The organism is Streptomyces sp. NPDC054883 (genome assembly GCF_053610645.1).
Genome location: NZ_JBSGYT010000034.1, coordinates 1 through 23,662, shown reverse-complemented (window position 1 = coordinate 23,662; position 23,662 = coordinate 1). Strand labels below are relative to the sequence as shown.

Annotated in this window: 23 protein-coding genes and 4 pseudogenes; 12 read left to right on the top strand and 15 right to left on the bottom strand. The window is 70.3% G+C overall.

Going from position 1 to position 23,662, the window contains the following annotated elements; translation table 11 throughout:
- Positions 1-247 precede the first annotated feature (247 nt).
- Positions 248-1,210 carry an alpha/beta fold hydrolase gene (locus tag ACWGH1_RS23605; RefSeq protein ID WP_453352533.1) on the top strand — a complete coding sequence of 321 codons (963 nt, stop codon included), beginning with the start codon at positions 248-250 and terminating at the stop codon, positions 1,208-1,210.
- Positions 1,211-1,253: 43 nt separating this feature from the next.
- Here the strand turns inward: ACWGH1_RS23605 and ACWGH1_RS23600 are convergent.
- A pseudogene (locus tag ACWGH1_RS23600) lies at positions 1,254-1,711 on the bottom strand (transposase); the annotation flags it as partial.
- Between the two features lie 82 nt (positions 1,712-1,793).
- Entirely contained in the window at positions 1,794-3,182 is a 1,389-nt protein-coding gene (locus tag ACWGH1_RS23595) for a hypothetical protein (protein ID WP_453408981.1), read from the bottom strand.
- Positions 3,183-3,372: 190 nt separating this feature from the next.
- Here ACWGH1_RS23595 and ACWGH1_RS23590 point away from each other — a divergent pair, with 190 nt between their 5' ends.
- From ACWGH1_RS23590 to ACWGH1_RS23580, 3 genes are all read left to right on the top strand, one after another.
- Complete coding sequence (locus ACWGH1_RS23590) at positions 3,373-4,098, top strand: transposase (RefSeq protein WP_453352531.1); 726 nt, start codon at positions 3,373-3,375, stop codon at positions 4,096-4,098.
- Between the two features lie 263 nt (positions 4,099-4,361).
- Positions 4,362-5,183 carry a helix-turn-helix domain-containing protein gene (locus tag ACWGH1_RS23585; protein WP_453408980.1) on the top strand — a complete coding sequence of 274 codons (822 nt, stop codon included), beginning with the start codon at positions 4,362-4,364 and terminating at the stop codon, positions 5,181-5,183.
- Between the two features lie 169 nt (positions 5,184-5,352).
- Entirely contained in the window at positions 5,353-5,817 is a 465-nt protein-coding gene (locus tag ACWGH1_RS23580) for a hypothetical protein (RefSeq protein ID WP_453352529.1), read from the top strand.
- Here the strand turns inward: ACWGH1_RS23580 and ACWGH1_RS23575 are convergent.
- From ACWGH1_RS23575 to ACWGH1_RS23560, 4 genes are all read right to left on the bottom strand, one after another.
- Positions 5,796-5,945 (bottom strand): hypothetical protein, encoded by a 150-nt coding sequence (locus tag ACWGH1_RS23575; protein ID WP_453408979.1) that lies wholly within the window; start codon positions 5,943-5,945, stop codon positions 5,796-5,798. The two genes, ACWGH1_RS23580 and ACWGH1_RS23575, sit on opposite strands and share 22 nt — an antisense overlap.
- Before the next feature lie 72 nt (positions 5,946-6,017).
- Positions 6,018-6,305 (bottom strand): hypothetical protein, encoded by a 288-nt coding sequence (locus ACWGH1_RS23570; RefSeq protein ID WP_453352527.1) that lies wholly within the window; start codon positions 6,303-6,305, stop codon positions 6,018-6,020.
- Complete coding sequence (locus ACWGH1_RS23565) at positions 6,298-6,588, bottom strand: hypothetical protein (RefSeq protein ID WP_453352526.1); 291 nt, start codon at positions 6,586-6,588, stop codon at positions 6,298-6,300. Before ACWGH1_RS23565 ends, ACWGH1_RS23570 begins: the two co-directional genes overlap by 8 nt.
- Positions 6,589-6,811: 223 nt before the next feature.
- A complete protein-coding gene (locus tag ACWGH1_RS23560) occupies positions 6,812-7,801 on the bottom strand; it encodes a helix-turn-helix transcriptional regulator (RefSeq protein ID WP_453352525.1) in 990 nt (329 codons plus the stop codon).
- Between the two features lie 93 nt (positions 7,802-7,894).
- Here ACWGH1_RS23560 and ACWGH1_RS23555 point away from each other — a divergent pair, with 93 nt between their 5' ends.
- The 4 genes and pseudogenes from ACWGH1_RS23555 (at position 7,895) to ACWGH1_RS23540 (ending at position 10,664) form a co-directional block, all read left to right on the top strand.
- Positions 7,895-8,293: a VOC family protein gene (locus ACWGH1_RS23555; RefSeq protein WP_453352524.1), complete on the top strand. Its 399-nt coding sequence runs from the start codon at positions 7,895-7,897 to the stop codon at positions 8,291-8,293.
- A gap of 49 nt (positions 8,294-8,342) precedes the next feature.
- Positions 8,343-9,263, top strand: a pseudogene (locus ACWGH1_RS23550) (IS481 family transposase); the annotation flags it as partial.
- A 283-nt stretch (positions 9,264-9,546) separates the two neighbouring features.
- Positions 9,547-10,056, top strand: a pseudogene (locus ACWGH1_RS23545) (LysR family transcriptional regulator); the annotation flags it as partial.
- 263 nt (positions 10,057-10,319) lie between these two features.
- Complete coding sequence (locus tag ACWGH1_RS23540; protein WP_453352523.1) at positions 10,320-10,664, top strand: CU044_2847 family protein; 345 nt, start codon at positions 10,320-10,322, stop codon at positions 10,662-10,664.
- 249 nt (positions 10,665-10,913) lie between these two features.
- Here ACWGH1_RS23540 and ACWGH1_RS23535 read toward each other — a convergent pair.
- The 4 genes and pseudogenes from ACWGH1_RS23535 to ACWGH1_RS23520 form a co-directional block, all read right to left on the bottom strand.
- Positions 10,914-12,163 (bottom strand): annotated as a pseudogene (locus ACWGH1_RS23535) (NAD(P)/FAD-dependent oxidoreductase).
- A 117-nt stretch (positions 12,164-12,280) separates the two neighbouring features.
- Positions 12,281-12,685, bottom strand: a complete 405-nt coding sequence (locus tag ACWGH1_RS23530) for a DUF427 domain-containing protein (protein WP_453353496.1) — start codon at positions 12,683-12,685, stop codon at positions 12,281-12,283.
- Between the two features lie 214 nt (positions 12,686-12,899).
- Positions 12,900-13,271, bottom strand: coding sequence for a UBP-type zinc finger domain-containing protein (locus tag ACWGH1_RS23525; RefSeq protein ID WP_453353497.1), 372 nt, complete (start codon positions 13,269-13,271; stop codon positions 12,900-12,902).
- Between the two features lie 357 nt (positions 13,272-13,628).
- Positions 13,629-14,591, bottom strand: a complete 963-nt coding sequence (locus ACWGH1_RS23520; protein WP_453353498.1) for a helix-turn-helix transcriptional regulator — start codon at positions 14,589-14,591, stop codon at positions 13,629-13,631.
- A gap of 56 nt (positions 14,592-14,647) precedes the next feature.
- Between ACWGH1_RS23520 and ACWGH1_RS23515 the strand changes: the two genes are divergently transcribed.
- Positions 14,648-15,115 (top strand): hypothetical protein, encoded by a 468-nt coding sequence (locus ACWGH1_RS23515; protein WP_453353499.1) that lies wholly within the window; start codon positions 14,648-14,650, stop codon positions 15,113-15,115.
- Positions 15,112-15,660 carry an NIPSNAP family protein gene (locus ACWGH1_RS23510; protein ID WP_453353500.1) on the top strand — a complete coding sequence of 183 codons (549 nt, stop codon included), beginning with the start codon at positions 15,112-15,114 and terminating at the stop codon, positions 15,658-15,660. The genes ACWGH1_RS23515 and ACWGH1_RS23510 overlap by 4 nt, the downstream gene beginning before the upstream one ends.
- Positions 15,661-16,068: 408 nt before the next feature.
- On the opposite strand, the gene ACWGH1_RS23505 is transcribed toward ACWGH1_RS23510, so the two are convergent.
- Both ACWGH1_RS23505 and ACWGH1_RS23500 read right to left on the bottom strand, forming a co-directional pair.
- A complete protein-coding gene (locus ACWGH1_RS23505; RefSeq protein ID WP_453353501.1) occupies positions 16,069-16,758 on the bottom strand; it encodes an HAD family hydrolase in 690 nt (229 codons plus the stop codon).
- Between the two features lie 199 nt (positions 16,759-16,957).
- Positions 16,958-18,040 carry an MBL fold metallo-hydrolase gene (locus ACWGH1_RS23500; RefSeq protein WP_453353502.1) on the bottom strand — a complete coding sequence of 361 codons (1,083 nt, stop codon included), beginning with the start codon at positions 18,038-18,040 and terminating at the stop codon, positions 16,958-16,960.
- Between the two features lie 641 nt (positions 18,041-18,681).
- Here ACWGH1_RS23500 and ACWGH1_RS23495 point away from each other — a divergent pair.
- The gene (locus ACWGH1_RS23495) at positions 18,682-19,683 is read left to right on the top strand and encodes a DUF2278 family protein (protein ID WP_453353503.1); all 1,002 of its coding nucleotides are present in this window, start codon (positions 18,682-18,684) and stop codon (positions 19,681-19,683) included.
- Positions 19,684-20,106: 423 nt separating this feature from the next.
- On the opposite strand, the gene ACWGH1_RS23490 is transcribed toward ACWGH1_RS23495, so the two are convergent.
- From ACWGH1_RS23490 to ACWGH1_RS23480, 3 genes are all read right to left on the bottom strand, one after another.
- Positions 20,107-20,487 carry a nuclear transport factor 2 family protein gene (locus tag ACWGH1_RS23490; protein WP_453353504.1) on the bottom strand — a complete coding sequence of 127 codons (381 nt, stop codon included), beginning with the start codon at positions 20,485-20,487 and terminating at the stop codon, positions 20,107-20,109.
- A gap of 573 nt (positions 20,488-21,060) precedes the next feature.
- A complete protein-coding gene (locus tag ACWGH1_RS23485; protein WP_453353505.1) occupies positions 21,061-21,486 on the bottom strand; it encodes a hypothetical protein in 426 nt (141 codons plus the stop codon).
- Positions 21,487-21,933: 447 nt separating this feature from the next.
- Entirely contained in the window at positions 21,934-22,137 is a 204-nt protein-coding gene (locus ACWGH1_RS23480; protein WP_453353506.1) for a hypothetical protein, read from the bottom strand.
- 81 nt (positions 22,138-22,218) lie between these two features.
- Between ACWGH1_RS23480 and ACWGH1_RS23475 the strand changes: the two genes are divergently transcribed.
- Positions 22,219-22,938, top strand: a complete 720-nt coding sequence (locus tag ACWGH1_RS23475; protein WP_453353507.1) for a DUF2625 domain-containing protein — start codon at positions 22,219-22,221, stop codon at positions 22,936-22,938.
- The last annotated feature ends 724 nt before the right edge of the window (positions 22,939-23,662 follow it).

The following is a 23,662-nucleotide window of genomic DNA, read 5'->3' as shown; positions in this document are numbered from 1 at the left end:
AATCCCATTTGCTGCTCTGGGCCTTGCCGTACCGCGGCGGTTGTGCAGGAGCCAGGTGAGCACGTCCGCTGTCACTGGGCCGGCTTCCCCCTCGTGTGGGTGACTTGAGGGCGGTGCGCCTGGTGCTAGGGGAATGAACGGGATTGGATCGGCTTCGCACGTTGGCCGTCCCCCTCGGCCATCCCCCGGGCGCGGTGGTAACGGGGCTGTGCACGGTTAGGCCTTCGCCGGTCAGCGCGGCAGGCCGATGATGAAGAAAGACAGATCGATGGTTCGCGATTTGCCCTGCGGGATCACCTCCCACTGGTTCACCACGGATGCTGGCCGCCTGGCTGCGCTGTACGCGAGGCCGGCAGAGGGCGTGACATCGCGTCAGGCTGCTGTCGTCTTCGTGAACGGTTACCTGGGCTGGAAGGAAGACTTCCTGCCGGTTCTTTCGCTGCTCGCGCAGGCCGGGCACCACGTCTATGCCTACGACCACCGTGGGCAACACGAGTCCGACGGGCCGAACGGCTCAGCCGCCTATACGATCGAGGCCTTGGCAGCCGATCTTGTGCAGATCGTGCCGCAGCTGTCCGGCTCGGATGCCGTCCACCTGGTCGGGCTCTGCATGGGCGGTGCGGTCGCGCGGCTCGCGGCCGCGCGTTGCACCGGCGTCAGTACCTACACGATGGTCGCCGCGACCCTCGGCCCGGGCCGCTTGGCGAACACCCTGCGTTCCGCAAGGATCGCCGGACGGATCGTGGGTGCGAGAACAGTGGCGCGGGCGGTCCTGGCGCACTGGGAGCGTGCACGTCCCGTGAGAGATGCGGACCCCGCGCCGTGGCACGGAGACCGTGATCGCCTGCGGGGGACCACCGCGGACCATCTGCGGGGCTTGGCACGGTCCTGGCCGAAAGTGGAACGCGAGCACGCGCACGACGCGGCACCGGAGATGCCGGCTCTCATCGTGCACGGTGCGAAGGACCGACTGTTCAGCGCTGAGGAGTACCTGTCCGCCGCCCGGGTTCTGGGAGCCGAGGTCACCACGGTGGCGGACGCCGGCCACTGCGTCCAACTGCACCAGCCGAAGGCTTTCACCCAAGCCCTGATGGACTTCTGGGCCCGCAAGGCCCCGGGCGATGACCTCCGGCACGACGCCGTGGCGGCGGTGGCCGGCGCCGATCCTGCCTGCGGGCGTCCCAGCCACGCGGGTGCCGATGGCCTGTAGCACCGCCTGCCCGGATCGTCCGCGCCGTTCCCGCCCGGCGAACCAGGCCGCACTCCTGCTTGGCCGTCTGGGAGCATTCCCCGACCGCCCACCGGCTCCCCCGCGATGCGGATCAGCTCATCCAGTGTGGTTTCGCCCGGGCCGCAGGCGATGTAGTAGGAGATCTCCTCGGGCCGCCGGACACTTCGGCGGCCGATCACCCAGTGTCGGCGGTCCTTGCGTGCCAGGGCCGGAACTCCACCCTGGCCCAGTCGTAAATGCGCGGGCCGTGGGCGCCGTCACGGCCAACCATGGCCTTGACCATCACCACCTTCGCCTCGAAAGCGACCGATGCCGACGGCCCGGCACCGCTCACGGCCATCCGTCCATGACGTGGGCAGATAGAGGCGACGGTCGAGCAACGTGCGGCCACGGCAGCGGGCATGGGCGAGGAACACCCCTATCTGAGAGTTCTCCGTCCGGCCGGGGGTGCCGGAGCTGGCGCCGGACGCCAGCCGTCTTGTTGATCAACCCGTCGTTAGACCAACAGCAGGCTCCGGGTGGTGGCACCGGTCCGTTACGCCAGGCCGGCCGGTCAGGGGGTTCAGCCTGCTGGGCCCGGACGGCCTCGACGGCCGGTCCACCGCTGCCGTGCCGTGTCCGCCACGGTCAAAAGAGAGGCATCGAGGGGACGGCCGTCGGTTGTGCGGATCTCGTTGTCGATGTAGACGACGTCCAAGCCGTGGTCGACAGCGAATTGAGTCACGACGTCGACAGCGGCTGCTTTCAGCTCGACAGCCACCACCTCGGTGCTTCTCCCGATGTCCGCCAGATCAAGGCGCAACTGCTGGCGATCGGCGAGGGCATGGCTGACACCGACCAGCTTGGCTCCGTGCGCCTGTTGCAGATGGCATGCCAGGGCCTCGCTCATCGACTGCGGGGCAGTGGTGGCGTACCAGGTACGGCGGCCCGACAGCTCGCCCAAGGGACGCGGCCGCAAAACTGTCCGCACGACGTTCGGGCGCGTCAGATGCTGGCTGCGCAGGTGCTCCTCGACCGTGTCCGCCGCATGCTCTCCGGCCGCTCCCTCGCACATGGTGATCACGACCAGATCCGCCAGCAGGGTCCGGTACAGACCGAAGTAGCCGTACAGGTCCGCAGGAGAGACGGTGGCGGGGACGACGAAGATTCCCGCATCGGCAGCTGCCGGAGGCACGGCCGCACCGCTGGAGTCCAGCACCAGCACGCCCGGGTTCATCCGCACCGCCTGGTCCAGCGCGAGTGCGTAGTTGTCGAAGCAGGGCGCACCGGCCATGCCGCCGCCTGCGCGCCATGCGCCCACGGCGGGAACGCCAGCGGCCACGGCGCCCTCGATGTAGTCGCTGGCCGCGTGCCGGCCGTCGCCGGCCAGAGCGAGCAGGTCCTGCGCCGTCGGTCGGCGTGTGCCGTCGATGATCTCCGGGTGTGCGGGCCCTCCACGGCCCATGGACACGAGCACCGGCCGTAGACCGGCTTCGCCGAAGACGGCTGCCGCACGGCCGGTCACCGCGGTCTTACCGACGCGCTTGCCGGTCCCGTACACCGCAACCGACGGCGCACCGACGATTTCCGTACGTACCGGTGGGTCGAAGCGGAAGTCGGCACCGACATAAGCCGAGTTGAGCCACAACGCGATCGAGGCGAGTCGGCACCGCCGGGCACCGTCGAGAACCGGTTCGTCGGACAGGTCGTACACCAGCCGGACCCCGCTGCGGCGCAGTGCGGCAGCGAGCCCCGCTTCTGCGTCCGCCGCATGCTCCACGCGGATGCCGACGTCCAGTGGTCGCTGCCCGAGCTTTTCCCGGCCGCCGATCAGCAGTGCCAGAACCGGATTCGCCCCTCGAACACGCAACGTTTCGATCGCACGGGCAGTAACCGGCGGGTAGTGCTCGCCGTCGATCAGCACCAGGCAGTCGCCCCCTCCTCCCCCGGCAGCCCTGTCCAATGCCTTCATCCGTCGGCGCTCCCTACGCTCGGGCTCGGCCGAGCTCGCGGACCAGCAGAAAAGCGGGTGAACACAACTACGGGCTCCCGTGTTGAGCAGAGCCGACCCGCACGACTGCCTCAACGCCGGGAGCCCACCACGAGTTACGAGCGCCTCTGGCGACTCTTCGTGACCGAAGCCGGAGCTTGGCTGCGAATGCGTGGTGCTTATCTATCGAAGCGTCTGGTTCCTGGTGAACTCTGGGGGCCAGCGGCCCCGTTGCTGCCGTCGTTCGCTGCTCGTCCGCAAGGTGGTCGTGACCGCTCCGCATGACGTGCGGGCCGTGTTCACGGCAGCGGTGTACGCGCTGACCAGCGGCTGCGCCTGGCGGCATCTGCCGCCGACGTTCGGCACGTCGCCCGCCACCGCGCCTCGCCGCTTCACGGTATGGACCGAGGCCGGCCTATGGCGTCGGCTGCACCGGGAGGTGCTGGACGGACTCGGGGCCCGGGGCGGGGTGGACTGGACCTCGGCGATCGTCGACGCGGCCTCCGTTCGCGCCAAAAGAAGGGGAATCGCCGACCGGGCCGAACCCGGTCCATCGCGGCAAGAAGGGCAGCGAGCTGCACGTGCTGTCCGATGCCCAGGGCATCCCGCTCGCCGTCTCCGGGTCCGGCGCGAACATGCGCGACAGCCTCGCCCTCGAACCGCTCATCCGCGGCATACCCACCGTCCGGTCCCGCCGGACGCCAGTGTGGGAGTCTCCGGGGCCGGAGGTGCGACCTTGCTGTCTGGGGAGAGCGCCTGCACCACGCGCCGAAGGGCGCGCGGAGGGAGCCGGCGGTCGGCGGGGAGGGCCACGGCGGGTACCTCGTCGATCCCGCCTCCTGCGCCCACGCGTACCTGTCCACCGGCCGACTGCCTGACCGCCCGCGACGTGACCTGACGGAACCCGTCGGCCGACGTGCGACGGGGCCCCTCCCCTCCCCCGTCGAAGGAGTTGCCGGTACCGTTCCCGTCCGGCCCGTCGCGCTTCTGGTCCCGGCACCGCGAGCGGCGGCACGCCGCGAAACGCTTCATCCCGGGCACGGTCCGCGTCATCATGGGCGGTGCCCGGGTCGTGCCATCGGGGGACCACGGCCGGGCGGGAGCAGTCCGGGGGGAACCGTGTCCGCGTCCGCGCGCTCGCACGCACCACACCAGCCGGCAGTGACCGGCACCGCAAGGGCATCCGCAACCACGGCCGTGGCGGCGGCCGCTGCCGGAAGCGGTTCCGGGTCCGGTGCCGGAGCGGGAACCGGGTCCGGCACCGGCTCCGCCGTGGGCCCTTCGGGGCCGGTCCGGGGGCGCGGGGTGCTCGAAGGGGCCTTCGCGCTGCTGGAGGCCTTACGCCGGCGGGAGGACGGAGCGGGAGTGACCGAACTGGCCCTCGCCTGCGGGGTACCCAAAGCCTCCGTGCACCGCCTCCTCGACCAGCTGATCGCCCTGGGCGCCGTCGAACGGCACGGAGCCCGCTACCGGTTGGGGGCCCGGCTGTACCGGATCGGGCAGGCCTGGCAGCCCCACCCGGGGCTGCGGGAGGCCGCCCGGCTACCGTTGCACCGGCTGCGGGCGGCGACGGGGGCGAGCGTCGTGCTCACCGTGCTGCACGAGGACCTCGCGCTGACGGTGAGTTCGGTGCCGGGGGCGCTGGAGCCGGTGCTCCCGGTGCGCAACGGCAGCGGTTTCCCACTGGACACGGCGGCGGGGCGCGCCCTGCGCGGTCCGTCCCGGCCGGGCCCGGTTCTCGACCGGGAGGACGTCCTGGCCGGGGTGTGCTGCGCCGCGCTTCCCGTACGGGCCCCCGACGGCTCGGTGGTGGCGGCGCTCGCCGCGCTGGTCCCGGCACGCGGGCCGGCCGGATCCGCCCCGGCGGGACAGCCCCTGGACCGCCTCGCGCAGGGCGTGGCCCAAGCCGGCGCGGCCATCACCCGGCGACTCGCCCGCGCTCCGCACCGCCCGTCCGCGCTCCCGCTCGGCCTGCTGCGCTGACGCCAAGTGCCATGCCGGCGCGTCCCCTTCGCACCGGGGTTCGCGCGCGTTCCACTGAGCGGAACGCGCGTAGATCCGGGGCCGGTGGACCGCGCACAGTGGGGATGTGCCGGGGGGACCGGCGCACCGGGGTCACCGCAGCAGGTGACCCGACACACGGGGGTACACCATGAGCCGCCACACCGTACGGTTCGCAGCCGCCGGCCTGCTCGCGCTCGGCAGCCTCGCCGGCTTCGCCGGGACCGCTCAGGCCGAGCCGGTCGACTACGTCCGGATCGAGTTGCTGGAGCTGACCTGCCACCAGCAGAGCGAGGGCGACCACGACGAGGCGTACATCAAGATCACCGATGCGAACGGCAACCAGGTCAAGGTCTGGCCCGGGAGCGCCAAGTACCAGACTATGGGCACCGATTACCTGCGGTCGCTGAGCGACGCGAACGGCAACGCGGCACTGGTCCTGGGCAAGCAGCAGGCACGTACCCTCACGCTGTGGGACTACGACTCGACCAGCTCGGACGACAAGCTGGGCGCGACCCTGGTCACCGGCAGCGAGGCGAACGGCGAGGTGCAGTACCGGTCGCTGGAAGGATCCGGCGGCGTGTACACGATCGCCTACCGGGTGATCGACATCTGACCCGGCCGCTTTTTGAGGTTGTCGCAGGACCGGTCGCCGGCGAGCGTCGCGTCGAGATTCTGGATCAGCGCGATCGGCTCGGGGAAGTGGCCGGGGCCCTTCGGGTCCGCCTTCATGGCGCGGTCCATCCGGTGGAGTTCGTCGTGGACCCGACCCGCCCAAGGAAGTAGGCGCAGTTGCCCGCGGCGCACGCTTGCTGTTCAGAACAACAGGACGTGCGTGATGACGAGCTGCGGGGGGTCCTCGTCGCGGCTGATGACGTACTCGGCGATCCCGAGTTCGCCGTCAGCCCCGAGCGGGAGACGGCGTTGCTGCGGGCGCCGTGGCGACGCCGTGCTCCCCGGAACCATGCCGCCCATCTCGCCGATGGTCACCATCGCGGCCACGATCGCGCCGAAGACGTCCGGCGGCAGCGAGGGGTCCGTCATCAACTGGGAGACGTTCTCGGACAGCACGCACGGCAGGCCCTCGTCGTACGGATCAGTCAACGGGCAGTCCCGCCGCCCGGCGCCGCGCAAGGAGGTCGTCCAGCGACACGGTGGGCACCGTGCCGGCCAGCACGGCATCGGCCCGCGCGTCAGCGTCCGGGTCGGTGTCGAGCATCGCCTGGCCCCACCAACGCAGTAACACCCCCTTGGCCTGCTCCGGGGTCGCGGCCAGGAGTTCGGAGTGGAACTCCTTCGCGGCCTCCGCCGTCAACGCGGCGGCAATGCCCCTGGCGTTGCGCGGTACCCGCTCGGATTCGTGCTGGTGTATCGCCTGTGCGGTCATCGCCCGCCCCTTTCCCTCTGCTCAGAGTCTGCCCTGCCGGGACCGTCCCGGTCGATGGTTTGCACTGCGCACCACGCAAGGGCCCCACATCGACCTGCGAATCTCACGACGGATGTCGGATCCGACCCAGATCCGACATCGGCCGTGAGATTCCGACACGAGAAGTGAGAACCTACAGCGCTAAGGTCTAGCTGTGCCGTCTCATGACACTGGTTCCCCGCTGTCAGGCTTGTCGGGCATAGGACGTGAGGCGATCGGCGAGCGCGATGACGAGGTCGCGTAGTTCATCGGGGCGCTCGATGACGAACGGCCGGTCGAGTGAGGCGAGTATCCGAGGCAACCAGTCGAGCTGCTGCGCCCGTAGCTCGACGCGCAGCCAGTGCTCGGCTGCCGGGTCCTGGCCGGCCGCGGGTTCTTGCTCCTCCAGGCTCGCGACGCTGGCGGGGAGGTGGGCGCGGATCTGCTCAACTGTCCCGTGGATCCGCAAGGTGACCTGATGCCTGTACTCGGCCGTGGCGAATCCTGACAACACGCGCTGTGCCGGACCGGGACCCACGGGCGCTTCGAATGAGCCGGGCAGGGCCCTCGCGGCTGCGATGCGATCGAGCCGGAGGGTTCGGTCCTCGCCCGCCTCGGCGTCCTTGCCCGTCACATACCACCGGCCCGCATGGGCGACGATCCCGTATGCGTGCAGTGTGCGTTCGCTGCGCCGTCCGTCACGGTCGGTGTAGCGGATCGAGACCGGTCGGCGGTGGCGCACCGCATCGGCGATGGTGAGCAGGAGCCCGGCGTCCGGGTGGTCCAACTCGCCGGGGTGATCCGTGAAGGCGAGAGCTTCCAGGAGTGTGTCGAGCCGGCGGGCGATGTGCTTGGGCAGCACCCGCCGGATCTTCGCTGACGCCGTCTCGTTTGCCGTGCGCTCCGTCGGCGTCAGCTCTGCCCGGCGGCCGACGACCAGGCCGAGCAGCACTGCCAGCGCCTCGTCGTCGCTGAGCATGAGCGGAGGCAAGCGGTACCCGGGAGCCAGCCGGTACCCGCCGTAGCGGCCGCGCACCGACTCCACGGGCACGTCCAGGTCGATCAGCTGGTCCACATACCGCCGCACAGTGCGCCCTTCGACGCCGAGACGGTCGGCTAGCTCGGCCGCACTCCGGGTGCCGCCCGACTGCAGCAGCTCCAGGAGTGTCAGCACGCGGCCGGTGGGTCGTGGCATGTTCGCAGCCTAACGCGAATACAGGACCGATTCTGTCCACTATTTCTTCTAGCCTGCGACGTGCACGCCTACAGCACAGCCAAGGAGATTCCCATGGACTTCGTCTCGATCCGCATCATCACCAGCGACGTCGCACGCCTCGTTGAGTTCTACGAGCGTGCTACAGGGATGCAGGCGATATGGTCCACCGAGGACTTCGCCGAACTCAAGACCGCGGGCGCAACTCTCGCGATCGCCAGCACCCGCACCGTCCCGCTGTTCGCCCCGGGCTCTGCCCGCCCGGCGGACAACCACAGCGTGATCACCGAGTTCCTCGTCGACGACGTGGACCGCGTTCACCAGAACCTGACCGGCTTCGTCACCGACTTCGTCAACGAGCCCACCACGATGCCCTGGGGCAACCGGTCGCTGTTGTTCCGCGACCCCGACGGCAACCTCGTCAACTTCTTCACCCCCGTCACCCCGGAGGCCATCGAAAAGTTCGCACGCTGACGCCACGTACAGCCGCTCACGCGGGAGCCCCGAGATCCCAGGGCTCCCGGTGAACGCGGCCGCCGAGGCCGGGAGCGCCACCAGCAGGGGACATCGGAACGCACCGCTGACCCCCGAAGGACGTCTGCGCTTGTGCCTGCGGGTCGATGCCGGACGTCCGATCGCACACGTCGCTGCGGAAGCAGGAATCTCCCGCCGCTGCCTAGCCAAGTGGTACGCCCGCTGGCTCACCCACGGCGAGGACGGCCTGACGGATCGCTCCTCCCAACCCATCGCCAGCCCCAACCGCACGAGCGGGCACATCGGCGATCTGGTAGAGGCGCTGCGGCGCCAGACCAAGTACGGGCCCGCCCGGCTCGCCGCCGAACTGGAGAAGCTGCACGGCATCACCGTGGCACCGGCCACCGTGCACCGAGTCCTCGCCCGGCGAGGGTCACGTCCATGTCAAGAAGCTCGGTGGCATCCCCGCCGGTGGTGGCTGGCGAATGCACGACCGCGGCACCGAAGCCGCACGGGCCTCCAAGCGCACCGGCCCCGGCACCGGGAAGGTCGGCTACACGTACCTGCACACGGCGATTGACGGCCACTCCCGGCTCGCCTAGACCGAGGCTCTGGACGACGAGAAGGCCGTGACCGCAGCCGCGTTCTGGCATCGTTCCGTCGCGTTCTTCGCCGCCCACGACATCACGCCGCTCCGCCGCGTCCTCATCGACAACGGCTCCTGCTACCGCTCGCGCGCCTGGGCCGCTGCCCCGGTCGTGACGGGACGGAGCACAAGCGCATCAAGCCGTACACGCCGCGGACGAACGGGAAGGTGGAGAGGTTCAACGGGACGCTGGCCCGCGAGTGGGCCTACGTGCGCGTCTACACCTCCGAGCAGGAACGCAGGGCCGCACTCGCGGACTTTCTCAACTACTACAACCACGAGCGCCCGCACTCCGCGCTCGGAGGCCGGCCACCCATCAGCCGGACCTCCGGCAGCGACTACCGCATCGTGTTCAACCAGCCACCGAAACCAATCGACACGATCCCGCAGCAGCTCACCTTCGAGGACGCCGTGGAACCAACGTCCTGAGACACCACAGCTAGCGGGAGCAGCAGCCGGACGAACCCGTGTCCCTGGAAGGAGTTGAAGATCCGGACCCGGGTGGATCGTCAACCATAAGCAACGCCGCGACCGGGCTCGACGCGGACCTGCTTGCCGCGCCCGCCGACTCGGGGTCCGGTGGGCGCAGTAGCTCCTCCCACACCGGCTCACTCCGGTGGGCACTGTGCTGCTCGACGAGGCGCGCCCCACTCGACCACACCGACCGCGTCCGGGTACGCGTGAGCGCGGCAGCCGGCGTCGCGACCGTCACCGTCGGCATTCTGGGCGACGGCACAGACCCGGGCTTGTCCCGGCTGGCCGACGCCTACCGCCGGAGCCATCCCGGGATCGACGTCCGCATCCGCGACACCGATCTGACCGACCCGACATACGGCCTGCGCGCCGCGCCGGACCGGTCGACCTCGCCCTCACCCAGGCGCCGTCCGAAGAGACCGCCCGGACGGTGCGGTCCTGCGCGCCGACGATCCGCCGGCCCCCGCGACCGGCTGCGGCTGGCCGAGCTGAGCGACCGTCGCCGGTTCCAGTTCCCGCAGGAACCGACCCCGTCTGGCAGTCGTACGGGAACGGCGGCCGCCCGCGCGAGGAACCAGAGGTGCGCGCCGTCCGGGAATGCCTGCAGGCTCTGCTGTGGAACGGCGCCCTCGGCCTGGCCCCGCCGGCGCAAGCGCAGGGGAACACGGAGGATCGCGCGACCATCGGGTTGGCCTTCGGCCTCCTCAAGTGCGGAAAAGTCCGCGCTACGGCGAACTCGTGCTCGTCATCCTTCGCCACTCCCCCGGCGGGTGCGCCGCGGGACACGCCAAGTGGGGCGCTCACGCGTACGGCCGCCCCGGGATGCGGGGCGGGAACTCGCGGTGAAGCCTGGTGACGTCCCTGAGGCGAGTCGGCTCGAGAGGCGGACCAGGCGTGGTGACAGCCGTGACACGGATTCCGCTGGACGGCGGCGGCTTCGTCCTGGTCGAGGAGCCGGGCGCCGTCCACGAGGTGGGGCCGGTGAAGGCCGGGCGCATCGGCGATGCCGTGCGCGAGCTGCCGGTGACGCTGGAAGCCGCGCTGGCGCCAGTCACGGCGGTCGCGCGCGCCGCTCTGGACCAGCTGCGCAAAGCCGGTCCCGACCTGATCGCCGTCGAGTTCGGCGTCGACCTGGCGTTCGAAGCCGGGGCCGTGATCACCAAGAGCCAGGCCGGCTGCCACCTGAGGGTGACCGTGTCGTGGAACAGCCACGATCGCATCAACCCGGGCACAGGGGCGACAGGGAGCTGATCCCGATGGCCGGTTCGAGGCAGGACGCCGGCAGCAGCGCCCGCTCAGACCTGCCCGCCTCGGTGGCCCAGATCCTCGCCGCGGACGGAGCGGTGGCCTGGGTCGGTTTCCTCGAGGCCGAGGCGTCGTGGTCACGTGTGCGCACGTCGTCGAGGCGGCCGGGAGCGGCCCCGATGGCACGGTCCTGCTGGCCTTTCCCCGCGTCGGCAGGGGGAACGCGTGCGGGAGTTCGCCTGCGGACACGGCGGTTCAGCACGTGCCCTGGCGCCCCAGGTCGCGCAATACCTCGCGGGCGGCGCGCGCGCCGGAGGCAAGCGCGCCCTGGACCGACCCGGTGGCGCGGTGGTCGCCGCACACGTACCGGCCCGGCGCAGTGCGCGAAGTGCGGGTGAGCGGCTGCGGCGGCGATGGCGGGCAGCGCGTCCGATGGTGCGGACGGTCAGCAGGTCCCAGCCGTCCGTGTCCGTTCCGTACGCCTCGCCCAGCGCTGCGCGGAGCTCGCCCTCACGCCCAGGCGCGTCCCGGCCCAGGATCGAAGTGGCGACCAAGGCGTGGCCGGGCGGGGCGTAGGCGGGGACGACGTCGCTGAGGACACATGCGTTGAGGAAGCGGCGGCGGGTCTCCACCAGCAGCGTCGGCTCGCCCAGGGGGACCGCGGAGCGACGTGGTCGTACGTCGTCACGGTCCGGTAGGCGGGCAGGGGGACCTCGGGCAGCAATGCCTGGACGGCTGCCGGGGCCGGTGGCCACCACGACTGCGCGGGCGGGAATCTCCCGGCCCGCAGCGGTCAGTGCGCCGTCGTCCGTGAGTTCCGCCACGGCGTTCTCCAGTCGTACGGTATTCCCGGGAAGGGCGACCGCGAGGGCCTGCGGGACCGACCCGATGCCGTCGGTGGGCAGGCACAGCGTGCCTCGGATCATGCTCCGCCAGACCAGGTGGAACATCCGGGCGGAGGTCTCCAGCTCCTCCTCCAGGAAGACCCCCGACAGGAGGGGGCAAAAGAACCTTTCGACGAACGCTTCGGAGACGGCGGCGTCCGCGAGTGCGGTGCGGGTGGTGGTGTCCGCGAGCCGTTTGATCCGGCTGGGTGGCGAGAGCGCGTCACGGGCGGACAGCAGGCCGAGGGCGACCAGGTCGCGGGGGCCGGCGAGGCGGCCCCCGACCAGGCCGGGCAGCGTGCGCGAGTGGCGGGCGGGGTCGCCGAAGCGGAGCCGACCGGAGGGACTGTGGACGATCACGCCCGGGGTGAAGGGCCGCAGCCGGAGATTCTTCAGGACGAGCCGGCGGCGGACCTGGGACTAGGAGGTGTTGAACACCTGGAACCAGCGGTCCACCACGAAGCCGCCGACCCGGTCGGAACGCATTCTGCCGCCGACCGCGTCGCCGGCCTCCACCACCCGGACGCGGACCCCTGCCGCCAGCAGATCCCGGGCGCACGCGAGCCCGGCCAGGCCGGCCCCGACGACCAGCACGTCCGTCGCGTCCAGGGCTGCGGACACTCGACCACCTCTCCCACCTACCGGTGCGGCCCCTGCCGCTCGTCCACTGTGTTCCGCGAGTCACCCGGCCGTGGATGCAACCCCCGCGCTTGTTCGTCGTGCCGCCGCTGCCCCTCTTCACCAGCCGGCGGTTCCCGGACCGCCCTTGAACGGGCCCAGGATCTCGGCGGTGATCCAGCCGCCGTAGAAGTCGCCGGGCTGGGCCAGTACGGGCTCTCCGTCAACCGTACAAAGATCGACTTTCCCCGCATGGAAAGCCAGGTGGCCGGCGATGCTCCCGTACTCCGGCAAGGGGGTCTCATAGCTCCATGCCATGTCCGGAACGGTGCACCCCTCCATGGTCAAGGTCCAATACGCGGCCCGCCCCTTCCACTCGCATGCCGTCGTCGTATTCGACCGGGACAACAGGCCGGTGCGCACGTCGTCGCGCGGCACGTAGAAGACCGGAGGGTGGCTGGTCTCCAGCACGCGGTGGCACGCCCGGGAGTCGGCGAGCATCACTCCGCGGTGCTCGATCACCACGCGCCGAGCATCCGGCACCACGCTCGGGGGCCGCGGGTAATCCCAGACCGATTCCGTGGGCAGCGGGCCGCCCGTGCGCCGAGCTCTACTCATCGCTTTCACCTCCACCTGCCCTTCCCCGTTTCCGGCACGAGCGGATGCAGCACCCGAACTCGTCGTGGCGGGCCGCGTGGCGGTCACCGTCGGCTCAGCGGGGCGTACGTGCCTCAACCCGTCAGAAGTCCCGAACGAGGAAGACCTCGTCGACGAAACACCAGGCCCAGGGCTCGTCAGGGGCCAAGGAGAAGACCACGGGGTGTCCCGTCTGCGCATGGTGGGCGTAGGCGTGCTGCCCACGGGAGCTGTCGCAGCATCCGACGTGCCCGCAGGCCGCACACCATCTCAGGCCGGTCCAGGTCCAGCCGAGGGTGCGGCAGTGCGTGCAGACGTCGTGCGGTGTCTCCGGGCAGGCGGGCAGCGCCGTCAAATGGGAACAGGTACGCCCTTCCGGGCGCCCGCCGTCGGGCGACACCGCCCAGGAGGAGGGCGGGGGCGAGGCGGAAGGCTGCCGGCGCAGGCCGTCGGGATTCCGGTCCGTGCGGGCCATAAGGGTTCCTTCCGGCCGGGGGCTCAGCGGCCGACCGTGCGCATCGAGTCTATTGCGCGAACGAACCGGTCGGGGCGCGAGCGGGATGTGGTCGGCGTGGTCGGCCGGCGGGCAGTCGGCGCAGGCCCGTCCCACGACAGCCCCTACCGGCAGCCGCGCCCTGGGCACGGACTGCGGCCGCCCTGGTGCGGTTGTCGCCACGCCGGCGGGTGCGGGCGACGTGGCCCGCGGCCTCGATGGTCCAGGGTGAAGTAGCGCAGGCGCCTGGCGGTCGCGGTCGTACACCGTCTGCCCGGCCGTCTGCCCGGCCGCGTACTCGTGGCCGCTCACCGATGACCCGCCCGCGCCCAGCGCTGCTCAGCCCCCGGGAGCTCCGGCCTCAGGGGGGCGCCCCCGGTAGCGGGAGGCCAAGGTCCATACGGTCTCGGCGATACGGTCGCGGAGTTCGGCCGGAGCCATGACCTCGATGTCGCTGCCCAGCCGCAGGAACTCTCCGTGGGCGTGGTCGATCGATTCGATGGGCACCCGGGTCTCCGTCCATCCGCGGCCTTCGGCAGGTGCCACGCCGAGACGGCGGGCGCCCTCCGGGGTGAGACGTACCAGAGCCTCCCCGGTGTGGAGCCGGCCTTGGAATTCGATCAGATGGCTCTTCCAGTGCGCGGCCAGGTCGAACCCGTCCGGGACGGTGAACTCTTCTTTCAGGGGCCGCAGTTCGCTGATCTGATCGACACGGTAGGTGCGGATCCCGGACGGCCCGCCGGCGACCACGTACCAGCGGCCGGCCTTGAGTACCAGCCCGTACGGCTCCACCCGCCGCTCGATCTCCTCCGGTGCCCGCCAGCGCCGGTACCGCAGGACCACCGCCCGCCGCGCCCACACGGCGGCCGCGACCGCAGCCAGGTGAGGCGTACGGTCTGCGCCGCCGTACCAGCCGGGGGCGTCGAGCAGGAAGCGTTCCTGGATCCGCCCGGCGTGCTCGCGCAGCTCGGCCGGAAGGGCGGCGCGCAGCTTGAGTTGGGCGGTGGTGAGCGCTTCACCGAGGCCGAGCTCGGCGGCGGTGCCGGGGAGCGCGGCGAGGAACGCGGCCTGCGCCTCGTCGGCGGTCAGTCCGGTGAGACGGGTCCGGTAGCCCTCCAACAGCCGGTAACCGCCCAAGTGTCCGGCGTCGCCGTACAGCGGGATACCGGCGGCGCCGAGCGCCGCGACGTCCCGGTAGACCGTACGGACGGAGACCTCCAGTTCCTCGGCCAGCTGCTGGGCCGTCATCCGGCCCCGGTTCTGGAGCAGCAGAAGCAGGGTGACCAGTCGGCTCGCGCGCATGCCGCTCAGTATTCACTGACAGTGGATGTCAGGGGAATGTCCCTAGCCTGCGGCGCATGGACGACTTCGACTTCCTTCACGGCTGCTGGGACGTGGCCAATCGCCGTCTCGCCGCACCTCTCGGTTCAGGCCCGGCCACCTGGGCGGAGTTTCCCGGCCATGCGGTCGTACGGCCACTGTTCGGCGGTGCCGGCAACATCGACGAGCTCAGCCTCCCCACCCTCGCCCGCCAGGGCGTGACCCTACGACTGTTCGACCGCGAGCTGGCGCGCTGGTCGATCCACTGGTCTGACAGCCGGACCGGCCGACTGGATCCCCCGGTGGTCGGTGGCTTCACGGGTGACCGCGGTGACTTCCACGGCGAGGACACGCACGACGGCCGCCCGATCCGGGTGCACTTCACCTGGTACCGCCTCGGCCCGGACGCCGCCCGCTGGGAGCAGGAGTTCTCCGCCGACGGCGGCCTCACCTGGGAGCTCAACTGGATCATGGACCTCACCCGTACCGGGGCGGCCAGCACATGAGCATCGTCGAACTCCGGCAGTACACCCTGCATCCCGGCACCCGGGAAACGCTGATCGAGCTGTTCGAGCGCGAGTTCGTGATCGGCCAGGAAGCGGTCGGCATTGCGGTCGGCGGCCGGTTCCGCGACCTTGACGACCCAGACCGCTTCGTCTGGCTGCGGGCGTTCCCCGACATGAGGCACCGTCGGCGCTCGCTCGAGGCCTTCTACACCGGCTCGGTCTGGCAGGAGAACCGCGACGCGGCCAATGCCACCATGATCGACAGCGACGACGTCCTGCTCCTGCACGGCCCGGGCTTCACATCGCAGTCGGGCATCCGCGAGGTGGTCGCGACCGTCTGCCAGCCGTCAGACGCTGTCGACTTCGACGCGTACGCAGCCCGGCACCTGGGTCCGGGCCATGCGCTGCACCGCACCGCACACGCCGAAAACGACTACCCCTTCCTGCCGGTGCGCACCGGGGAGGACGTTCGGGTCTGGTTCGGCCCGGCCGAGCCACCACCCTGGCCGATCCGGCAGCTGCGGCTGGAGCCCGTGACGGCGTAGCCCCGCGCGGGTTCCAGCCGCAGCTCACGGAGTCCGCCGGACACTGCCGACCCGTCCGAGCGGGTGGCTGCCCAGCCCGGTCTTCCAGCCTGCTCGCGTGATCGGCTACGACGATTCCGGCCGCCCTATGGTTCAGGTGGGAGGCCCCGGGCCCGCACGCCTACTGCTCTCGGAGCCGACTCGGCGGTACGAAGACGAACCAACCCTCGGCTTCCTCGTCAGGGCCTGCGGGCCCTGGGGCTTTGTCGAGACGTGGGCACGTTCATTGTGAGCGTCGCGGAATAGCCGGACGAGTCCCCATGCCGTACATGCTGGACGCTGCTCTCCGTCGAACAGACGAGGAACCCGTCACCTGGCAGCCTCCGACCACGATGCACTTCGCAAACGGTTCTCGCAGCAGAGCGACTGTCAATTCGCATGGGCGGGCCGGTGCAGGTGGCTATTCGGCTGCCGCTCCGCGATGAGGGTCGGCAGGTTGCGCATGTCGTGGAAGACGGTGGTGCCGGGGCCTTCGAGTCGTTCAGCCGGGGTGAGCCCGCCGGCATAGCCGAAACACCGCATGCCGGCGGCGCGCGCTGCGCGGACGCCGGGCTGGCTGTCCTCGACCACCACGCAGGCGGTGGGATCGACACCCATCTGTCGGGCGGCGTGCAGGAACAGGTCCGGGGCGGGCTTGCCCTGGGAGACCTCAGTGGCGCTGAAGATGCGGCCCGCGAAGCGTTCGTAGAGTCCGGTGCGGCCGAGGGTGTGCCGCATCTTTTCGTGGGAGCCGCTGGAGGCGACGCAGGTCGGGAGAGTGAGCGCGTCGAGGGCTTCGGTCAGGCCTTCGACCGGGGCGAGCCCGTCGTCCACGGCCTCACTGTGAAGTCGCTCGAACCTCTCCGACCAGGTTGCCGCTGTGTCCTCGCCGAGTTGCGCCGCGACCTGTTCACGGATGGCCGCGTGCGAGCGCCCGATGAACCGGGCCACGACCTCGTCCTCGGTCAGCGGCCAGCCCAACTCAGCACCCAGGGCGACCTGTACGCGCGCGGCGATTCGCTCACTGTCCACCAGCACACCGTCGCAGTCGAATATGACGAGTTCAATGGCATTGATCATTTCCGCAGCATAGGACCTCACAGTCAGGCAACTGGATCACCAATCGGCTTTGCCCGGTGGGTACGCATGTCACCTCTGGAGGATGAGCGGCGCCGAGGGTCGTAGCCGGACATGGATCGGGCAGGGTTCGACTACTGCTGTTCGGCAACCGAAGGAATGCCCCGAGCCCCCGGAAGCGAGGTCCCGGGTCCTTCAGGGATCAGGCCGTCGCCGGTAGTTCGAGGACCGTACCCGTCTCTGGTGCCTCGGGGAAGCTCGCCGAGTAGCCGTATCGCTCGTACAACTCCGGATCTGCCCACCGGGCGGTGCGCTGCGTGCGGTAGTTGAACCACAGCGTCGGACCTTCCGGTGCGGTCAGGATGACGCGTGCCAGGGCCTCGTCATCGGGATGGTGGTAGGTGTCGCCGTTGGTGGACACGAGGTAGTGCCGGGCGGGCGCGGCTTCGAGCAGGGCCTCGGTCACGTTCCGCCGGCTGGCATGGTGCGGAAGTTTGAAAGCGTCCACCTCCAGGGCCGGCAGGCCGCGGTGGGCGGCCACCCCGCGCAGGCCGGCCCCGAGCACGGGACCGAACGCGTCCGCCCCGAGCACGGCGCGGGCGCCGCGGTGCTCGACCAGCAGCGCGATGCTGCTCCCGTTCGGAGCCGTCGTGTCGTCGGCCGTCTTGCGAGCGGCAACGGCGGCCAGATCGCCCAGGGGTTCCAGGATGTCGGGCCTCACGCCGACCTGCCAGCCGCGCCTGGCCCGGTCGATGGCTTCGGACCACTCGCGCTCCAGTACCGCCAGGCGTTCGTAAGTCGGTGAGAGCACCGTAACCCGCGGCCCGTCCGGGACCGGTACCTCGATGAACCCGGACTCGTCCCCGGTGTCGATGGGGCCGCCGCCGAACGCCCGGTTCCACGGCAGAACGGGGCCGACGGACTCCCCGAGCAGCGCCGCTACCAGGCTCTGCCCCTCGGCGACGCTTCGCTGCACGCCGCCCCCCGAGGGCAGGTGCGGGGGGCCGTTGAACCAGTAGTCGCCGACGTCTTCCGCGTACTCGCTCCGCAGGAACGGGAGCATGCCGCCTATGTGGTCGCTGTCGATGTGCGTCACCACGGCGACGTCGATGTGCCGCTCGTCCGGTTCCAGCCGGCCCAACCTCTTTTCGAGCCGGGGCCAGGTACCCGGAGGACCACCGTCGACGAGCATGCGCCAAGGCGGCCCGCTCCCGCGCACGCACTCCACGAACAAGCAGTCGCCCAGTCGCGCGGGCAGCACCTCGATGCGGATGGCTGTGTCCATGGGATCGTCTCCCTCCAGCCGGGCGCACCACCAAATCTACGCTTGTCAGCAGGGCGCGCCAGCGCTGGGACGAGGGCCGCCGGCGGCCAGGTCGCACGTCCCGAGCGGTGCCGGCCGGGGCCCCGAGCCCAAGCCGGGGCAGCCGCGGTCAGCGCCGTGTGCTGCCGGCGGGTGGCGGTGCGCGGCGCGAGGTGCTGCGCAGGGGTAGCGGCTCCCCGTTCGCAGGAGCAGGGTCGGGGCAGCAGGTAGGTGAGGCGCAGGGCAAGGCGGGTGAACATCGGGTGATACGGGGTCCCGTCGGGGCGTGGTCGGGGGATAACGGCGAGGAGGCTCGGCAGCCGGCAGGGCTGCCCAGGCGCGCGGCGAGGGTGGGAGATGTCGGTCACCGGCAACTGGAAGCTGACGAACCATCACCGGCCCGGCGGCCGCTTCGGGCCCGCGGACCGGGCAACGTACACGCGAAGGGCCTGGCCGGCACCACCACCGGCTTCGCCCACGGCTTCCTCGGAATGCACGAGGTCCGCCATCCACCGGCACCGGTCGGCCGAGCCGACGTCCTCGACGGCCCGCACCCCCGCCCGGTCCATCGGCACGCCCGCACCCCGGCCGTGCCGCTCCCATCGGAACCAAGAGGATGACCCATGCCGCTAAAAGGCTACGGTGTCCTGGCCGCCCGCGCCGTAGACCGGCGCCGGGAGGGATCCAGCGATACCCCTCACTACCAGATCCACCTCACCGACAACGCCGGCACCCACTACCGGGCCGCCGTCAACGTCGAGTCGCAACAGGCGCCCTCGGAGCTGCTCTACCTGGTCGACGACGACCTGCGCCACCCCGTGACCGAGCTGCTCCCGCCCGCCGGCAGCGGGTGGACGGCCCTGGCGGCACAGCCGGGCAAGGCCGGCCTGGACTTCATCCGCGGCAACCTGTTCGACCCCGCCTCGATGCGATTGCTCCCGCCCGATATCGAGGGCGCGGACAATGACCTGGCCGACCTGCTCGACCACTACGTGCAGCGGGCCATCGCCGACCGCACCGCCGCCCTCTACGTCTTCGGGCAACGGTTCGGCCCCGAGGCCAACATCGCCGACAAGGTGTTCGGCTTCCGGCCCGGCAACGGCGTGCATGACATCCACATGAACCAGGGCAACAGCGGCCGCTTCCGCTCCGACAACGGTGTCCGGCAGGACGGCGCCTTGTTCGTGCACCTGCCCGCCGAAAACCGTTGGGTTGCGATCTTCCTGGCCTTCCAGTCCCAGGCCTGGCACACCGACGACCGCACCGGCCACCCCATCGACACCGCACCACCGCGCTCCGGGGACCGCGACGAACCCCTGCGGATCATGGCCGCCCTGGTCAACCCCTCCGGCTCGGCATCCGAAGCCGTCACCGTACTCAACGCCTCCCCAGCCCCGGTCGACCTGCGCGGATGGCAGCTCACCGACCGCGACCAGCAGACCCTCCCGCTGCCCGCGGGCACTCTGGAGCCCGGCACCACCCTCACCGTTCCGAGCGGTAACGGATTCCGTCTCGGCGACCGAGGCGGCACGATCACCCTCCTCAACCCGGACGGCATCAAAGTCCACGGCGTCGCCTACACCGCGCGACAAGCGGAACGCGAGGGACGGACCATCACCTTCTGAACACCGGCCCAGCACCCCGGCAGCGCCCTTCCCGGCCGGCCAGAGCGATCATCATGACGGCGGTGTGTGCAGTCGTCGCGCACGCCGGGCGCATGGGCGGGACCGTGATCGACACCGCACCGGCCGAACCAGCCGCACGGTGGATGACCATTCGGTGAGATCGTTCCTGTTCGCCGGGTGTCCGGAAGCGCAGGTCGACTGGTGTGCCTGTCGCTGCAAAGCATCACCGGGGCGGCCGGCGGGCAGCCTGGCTGAACACGCAGAGCCAGGTGCGGCGCACGCCGGCTGGGTGACGAAGGCTGCGTCCTGGATGTCGGGTGCTCCGGTCTTGGCCCTAGGCACCGGCAGGCGGGGAGGATGGCCCCCGCCGCGATGTTCTCCCGGGCCCGGGCAGGAGCCCGTCCTCGACCGGGCCCGGACTTCTCAGAACATGCTGTTGTCGTTCTTGGAGGTGTGCGGGATGACCTGGAGGACGTCCCAGTGTTCCACGATCTTGCCCGCTGCATCGAAGCGGAAGATGTCGATGCCCGCGTACTCCTCGTCGGGCCAGATCTGGTGGCAGTGCAGGACGACGTGGTCCCCTTCGGCAAAGGCGCGCTTGAATTCGACGCGCTTGCCGGGATAGTCCGCGGCCATGCGTTCGAAGTAGTCGACGAATGCCTGGTTGCCGTCGGCAACGTGGGGGTTGTGCTGGATGTAGGTGTCGCCGGCGTACTGATCAATGGCTTCGGCGGGCCGGCACTGGTTGAACATGAGGTCGTAAAACGCCTTGGCCGCGGCCTTGTTCTTCTCCGGGTCGCTCATGACGGCCACCGTAGGGCTCGCATTGTCACCGGGACAACATCTGCCGGTGTCAGCGCGCTCCCTACCAGCCACCTTGGGCATTCGCACGGACACAGCAGACGCATTTGGCACAGGCCGTTGCCCGCCGGCGTCGGGTGTAAACGGATAGGCCGAGTGAAGGCGTCGGCCCCAAGACCGAGGTCCAGGTCACCGACGGGGCCAGGCACCCGGACACGGATACGGGTATCCGCGTGCCCGTCCTCGGCCTGCTGAACCCGCTGTGGTGCTGCTGAGACAAGCTCCGTTCCAACAGGGCCGGCACGACAAGGTCACCGACAGCATGGCCGTCACGCGCTGAGTACGGGACGGACGTGCGATCCCTGCTCGGTCACGCTGCCGGGCGCCCGGTGCGCCGGGCACAGAACGCGTCACCGAAGCAGCCTTGGGCGCCGCCTGACGAAGGCAGGGAGCCTCACCCGTGCACACCGACCGCCGCCCGGTGGGCACCGGCAACGCGACAGGCCGGGCGCGGCTGGGCGGGGAGTTCGCCGAGGAAGCCCGGCCGGACCCGCCGCCCACTGGGTCGCGCAGCGGTCACTTGGCGGTCCACTCCCATGAGGCGCCCTTCATGTGGTCCTCGTCGGTGCCCCAGGCCAGCCGGGTGGGCGGGTTCGACGCATCGCCGGCAAAGACCGTACACAGAGTGCGGCTCTCGCCCATGTCCCAACGCAGGTAGATCGGCGGGACGGGGCACCCGCCGTCGACATATCCGGTGTGGACGGTCGGCCGCTCCGCGACCTTGACACCGTTCATGTCCAGGGCCGCGGCGTAGGCTCCCAGATCGACGTTGGCGGCGTGCGGCTTGCCGTCCTTGAGCGTGTACGTGAAGTACACGAAGTACGGGGTGTTGCCCGTCGGTTCGCCCGCCATACGCTTGTCCCAGTGCAGCGACTTCGCCTGCGCGGCGGTGCCCTTGACGATCTTCGTGGCGGTTACCTCGAACTTTCCGCCCATGGTCATTTCCGGCTCGTACAGGTTCGGAGCCGGCTGCCCCAACGCCAACGCCGGGCCCCACGTCGGAGTCGCGGACGGGGTCTGCCGACTGGTCTGGCCGTCCGGCACGCGCTCCTCGGAAGGACCGGGCTTCGCGCCGCCGCCGTGCCCTCCGCAGGCCGTGAGCGATATTGCGAGGACGGTGGCCAAGACCCCGTACAGGGCCTCAGATCGGCGGTGCATGCGTGTTTCCTTCGGCAGCAGATCCGGAGCCGGGGAACCAAGCGCTGATGCTGCCGGGTTCCTCCTGGAACGCGCGTCTTGCGCGTCGTGTACATGCTAAGCAAGACCGAGACGGATGCTGGACGCTGATCGCCCACGACGGTCCGGACTCTCGACAGTTCGACGTCCGGCCTGCCGGACGACCTCGCATCCCGGTGACCGGAACCCAGTTCGGGTGGCTGCCGGCCGGCCTCAGGAGCCGGTGGCGGTGTCCAGCAGAGAGTGGAGGTGGAAGACCTGGTCGCCGCGGCCGAAGTACTTGTTGTCGACCATGTGCGGTGCAACGGGGTTGGCGGCGGGGATGTGCGCGCTCACGTAGCCGGTTCCGTTGCCGGCCTCGGGCTGCAGGCTGTCGGCGATGACGGACCGCTGCGGGTCAGGGAGCGTACGGGCCACCGATCGATCCTCTCCGGCAGCCCGTTGAGACTGCGTGACCCGGTGGACTGAGGCTCTGGGCGCCGGTGCGACGATGCGGGGATGCGCGAGGACAATGAACTGATCAACGTCGACGATCCAGCCTGGCCTCTACTCCTTGAGGAGCTGTCCGGCACCGACGTACCAGTTGAGGTGCTACCCGTCGATGCCAGGGAGGGCCGTGCCTCCCTGCTGCAACTACAGGTCTCCGCCCGGTCGAATTTGGGCGGCATCGTACTGAACTGTGGCGGTCTGCTCGTGGACGGTGGATGGCTGCGGATCTTCGGAAGCCCGAGTGACGTCGGACTGCCTGGCCTGGCCGAGGTCAACGCGATGCCCTCGACTTTCGATCCTGCTTGGCGGCCCGGTGCAGGTCTCGTGGTTGCGCACGACGCGGTAGGCGGGGTCTTCGCCCTCAACGCGGGCAACCCCCATGAGGCCGGTCGTCCCGGTGAGCCAGGCGAGATCATCTACTTCGCCCCCGATGCGCTCGGCTGGGAGGCCTTGGGCGCCGGCCACTCGGCGTGGCTGTCCTGGATCTTCTCCGGAGGACTCCAGGAGTTCTATGAAGGCCTGCGGTGGGACGGCTGGCGCAGTGAGATCTCCGTGCTGAACGGCCGGCAGGGGCTCTCGTTCTTCCCACCATTGTGGTCGGCCGAGGCCCGCAAGGATCTGTCAGCGACCAGCCGTCGCGCGGTGCCCATGGCGGAACTCCTAGGCCTGCATCGCGACGCGTGCTGTCAGTCCGATGGCACCGACCCGGGCTTCCTCGGAGTCGTTTGAACCTGCTCACCCGTCCAGACGCCGATAGCAGATGTGGGTGGCCGCAATACCGGAGAACGCAAGGAAGTGTTCGGCCTCGCGCTCGTGGCGATGGCGCAGAGGACGGCACCCGGCGAGCAAGGCCACCGTTCCCTCCTTCGGTCCAACCGTGGCGCCAGGCGCTGAGAGGGCTCGAAGCCCTTCCGGGCGATGCGCGAGTGATGCCACGCGAGCGCAGCCGCCTCCGCAGGTGGTCCCAGTCGTGCCCGTTGTCGCCATGGAGTCCGGCGGGCCGTCGTCGACACGGTCCGCCACCGGAGCGAATGGGCGGGGTGCCGCGGCCGAGCGGTTCGAGACCCTGGCTGGCGCGGGTGTTCGGGCCGGGTACAGCCCGTCGCGGCCACGAACACGATCTCCCTCGACTCGAAGGCGCTCCCGGGCGTCTCCCGTGGTGGGTTTTCGGTTCCGCCGGCCACTTCCCACCCGCCACGGCAGAAGTGGGCGTCGGCCGTACTCGTCTGCGAGGCGTCCGCGGCCGGTTCACGGCGTCGATGTGCAGCAGCGCGTCCCGGCGCCCGTGTCGTGACCCGAACAGCCCGCCTAGGCTCTGTCGTCAAAGTGATCTTGAATTGTGGATCATGGTGTCGTGATACGCCGCCATGAACTGTCCGATGCCGAGTGGGAACTCGTGCAACCGCTGCTGCCCCGACCTGCTTTCGGGCGGCCGCGGCTGGACGACCGAACG

Bases quoted from the DNA above. Each gene is read 5' to 3' on its own strand.
- ACWGH1_RS23605 (WP_453352533.1), top strand. From the start codon at position 248: ATGATGAAGAAAGACAGATCGATGGTTCGCGATTTGCCCTGCGGGATC.
- ACWGH1_RS23595 (WP_453408981.1), bottom strand. From the start codon at position 3,182: ATGAAGGCATTGGACAGGGCTGCCGGGGGAGGAGGGGGCGACTGCCTG.
- ACWGH1_RS23580 (WP_453352529.1), top strand. From the start codon at position 5,353: ATGAGCCGCCACACCGTACGGTTCGCAGCCGCCGGCCTGCTCGCGCTC.
- ACWGH1_RS23575 (WP_453408979.1), bottom strand. From the start codon at position 5,945: ATGGACCGCGCCATGAAGGCGGACCCGAAGGGCCCCGGCCACTTCCCC.
- ACWGH1_RS23565 (WP_453352526.1), bottom strand. From the start codon at position 6,588: ATGACCGCACAGGCGATACACCAGCACGAATCCGAGCGGGTACCGCGC.
- ACWGH1_RS23560 (WP_453352525.1), bottom strand. From the start codon at position 7,801: ATGCCACGACCCACCGGCCGCGTGCTGACACTCCTGGAGCTGCTGCAG.
- ACWGH1_RS23555 (WP_453352524.1), top strand. From the start codon at position 7,895: ATGGACTTCGTCTCGATCCGCATCATCACCAGCGACGTCGCACGCCTC.
- ACWGH1_RS23525 (WP_453353497.1), bottom strand. From the start codon at position 13,271: ATGGCCCGCACGGACCGGAATCCCGACGGCCTGCGCCGGCAGCCTTCC.
- ACWGH1_RS23520 (WP_453353498.1), bottom strand. From the start codon at position 14,591: ATGCGCGCGAGCCGACTGGTCACCCTGCTTCTGCTGCTCCAGAACCGG.
- ACWGH1_RS23515 (WP_453353499.1), top strand. From the start codon at position 14,648: ATGGACGACTTCGACTTCCTTCACGGCTGCTGGGACGTGGCCAATCGC.
- ACWGH1_RS23510 (WP_453353500.1), top strand. From the start codon at position 15,112: ATGAGCATCGTCGAACTCCGGCAGTACACCCTGCATCCCGGCACCCGG.
- ACWGH1_RS23505 (WP_453353501.1), bottom strand. From the start codon at position 16,758: ATGATCAATGCCATTGAACTCGTCATATTCGACTGCGACGGTGTGCTG.
- ACWGH1_RS23500 (WP_453353502.1), bottom strand. From the start codon at position 18,040: ATGGACACAGCCATCCGCATCGAGGTGCTGCCCGCGCGACTGGGCGAC.
- ACWGH1_RS23495 (WP_453353503.1), top strand. From the start codon at position 18,682: ATGCCGCTAAAAGGCTACGGTGTCCTGGCCGCCCGCGCCGTAGACCGG.
- ACWGH1_RS23490 (WP_453353504.1), bottom strand. From the start codon at position 20,487: ATGAGCGACCCGGAGAAGAACAAGGCCGCGGCCAAGGCGTTTTACGAC.
- ACWGH1_RS23485 (WP_453353505.1), bottom strand. From the start codon at position 21,486: ATGACCATGGGCGGAAAGTTCGAGGTAACCGCCACGAAGATCGTCAAG.
- ACWGH1_RS23475 (WP_453353507.1), top strand. From the start codon at position 22,219: ATGCGCGAGGACAATGAACTGATCAACGTCGACGATCCAGCCTGGCCT.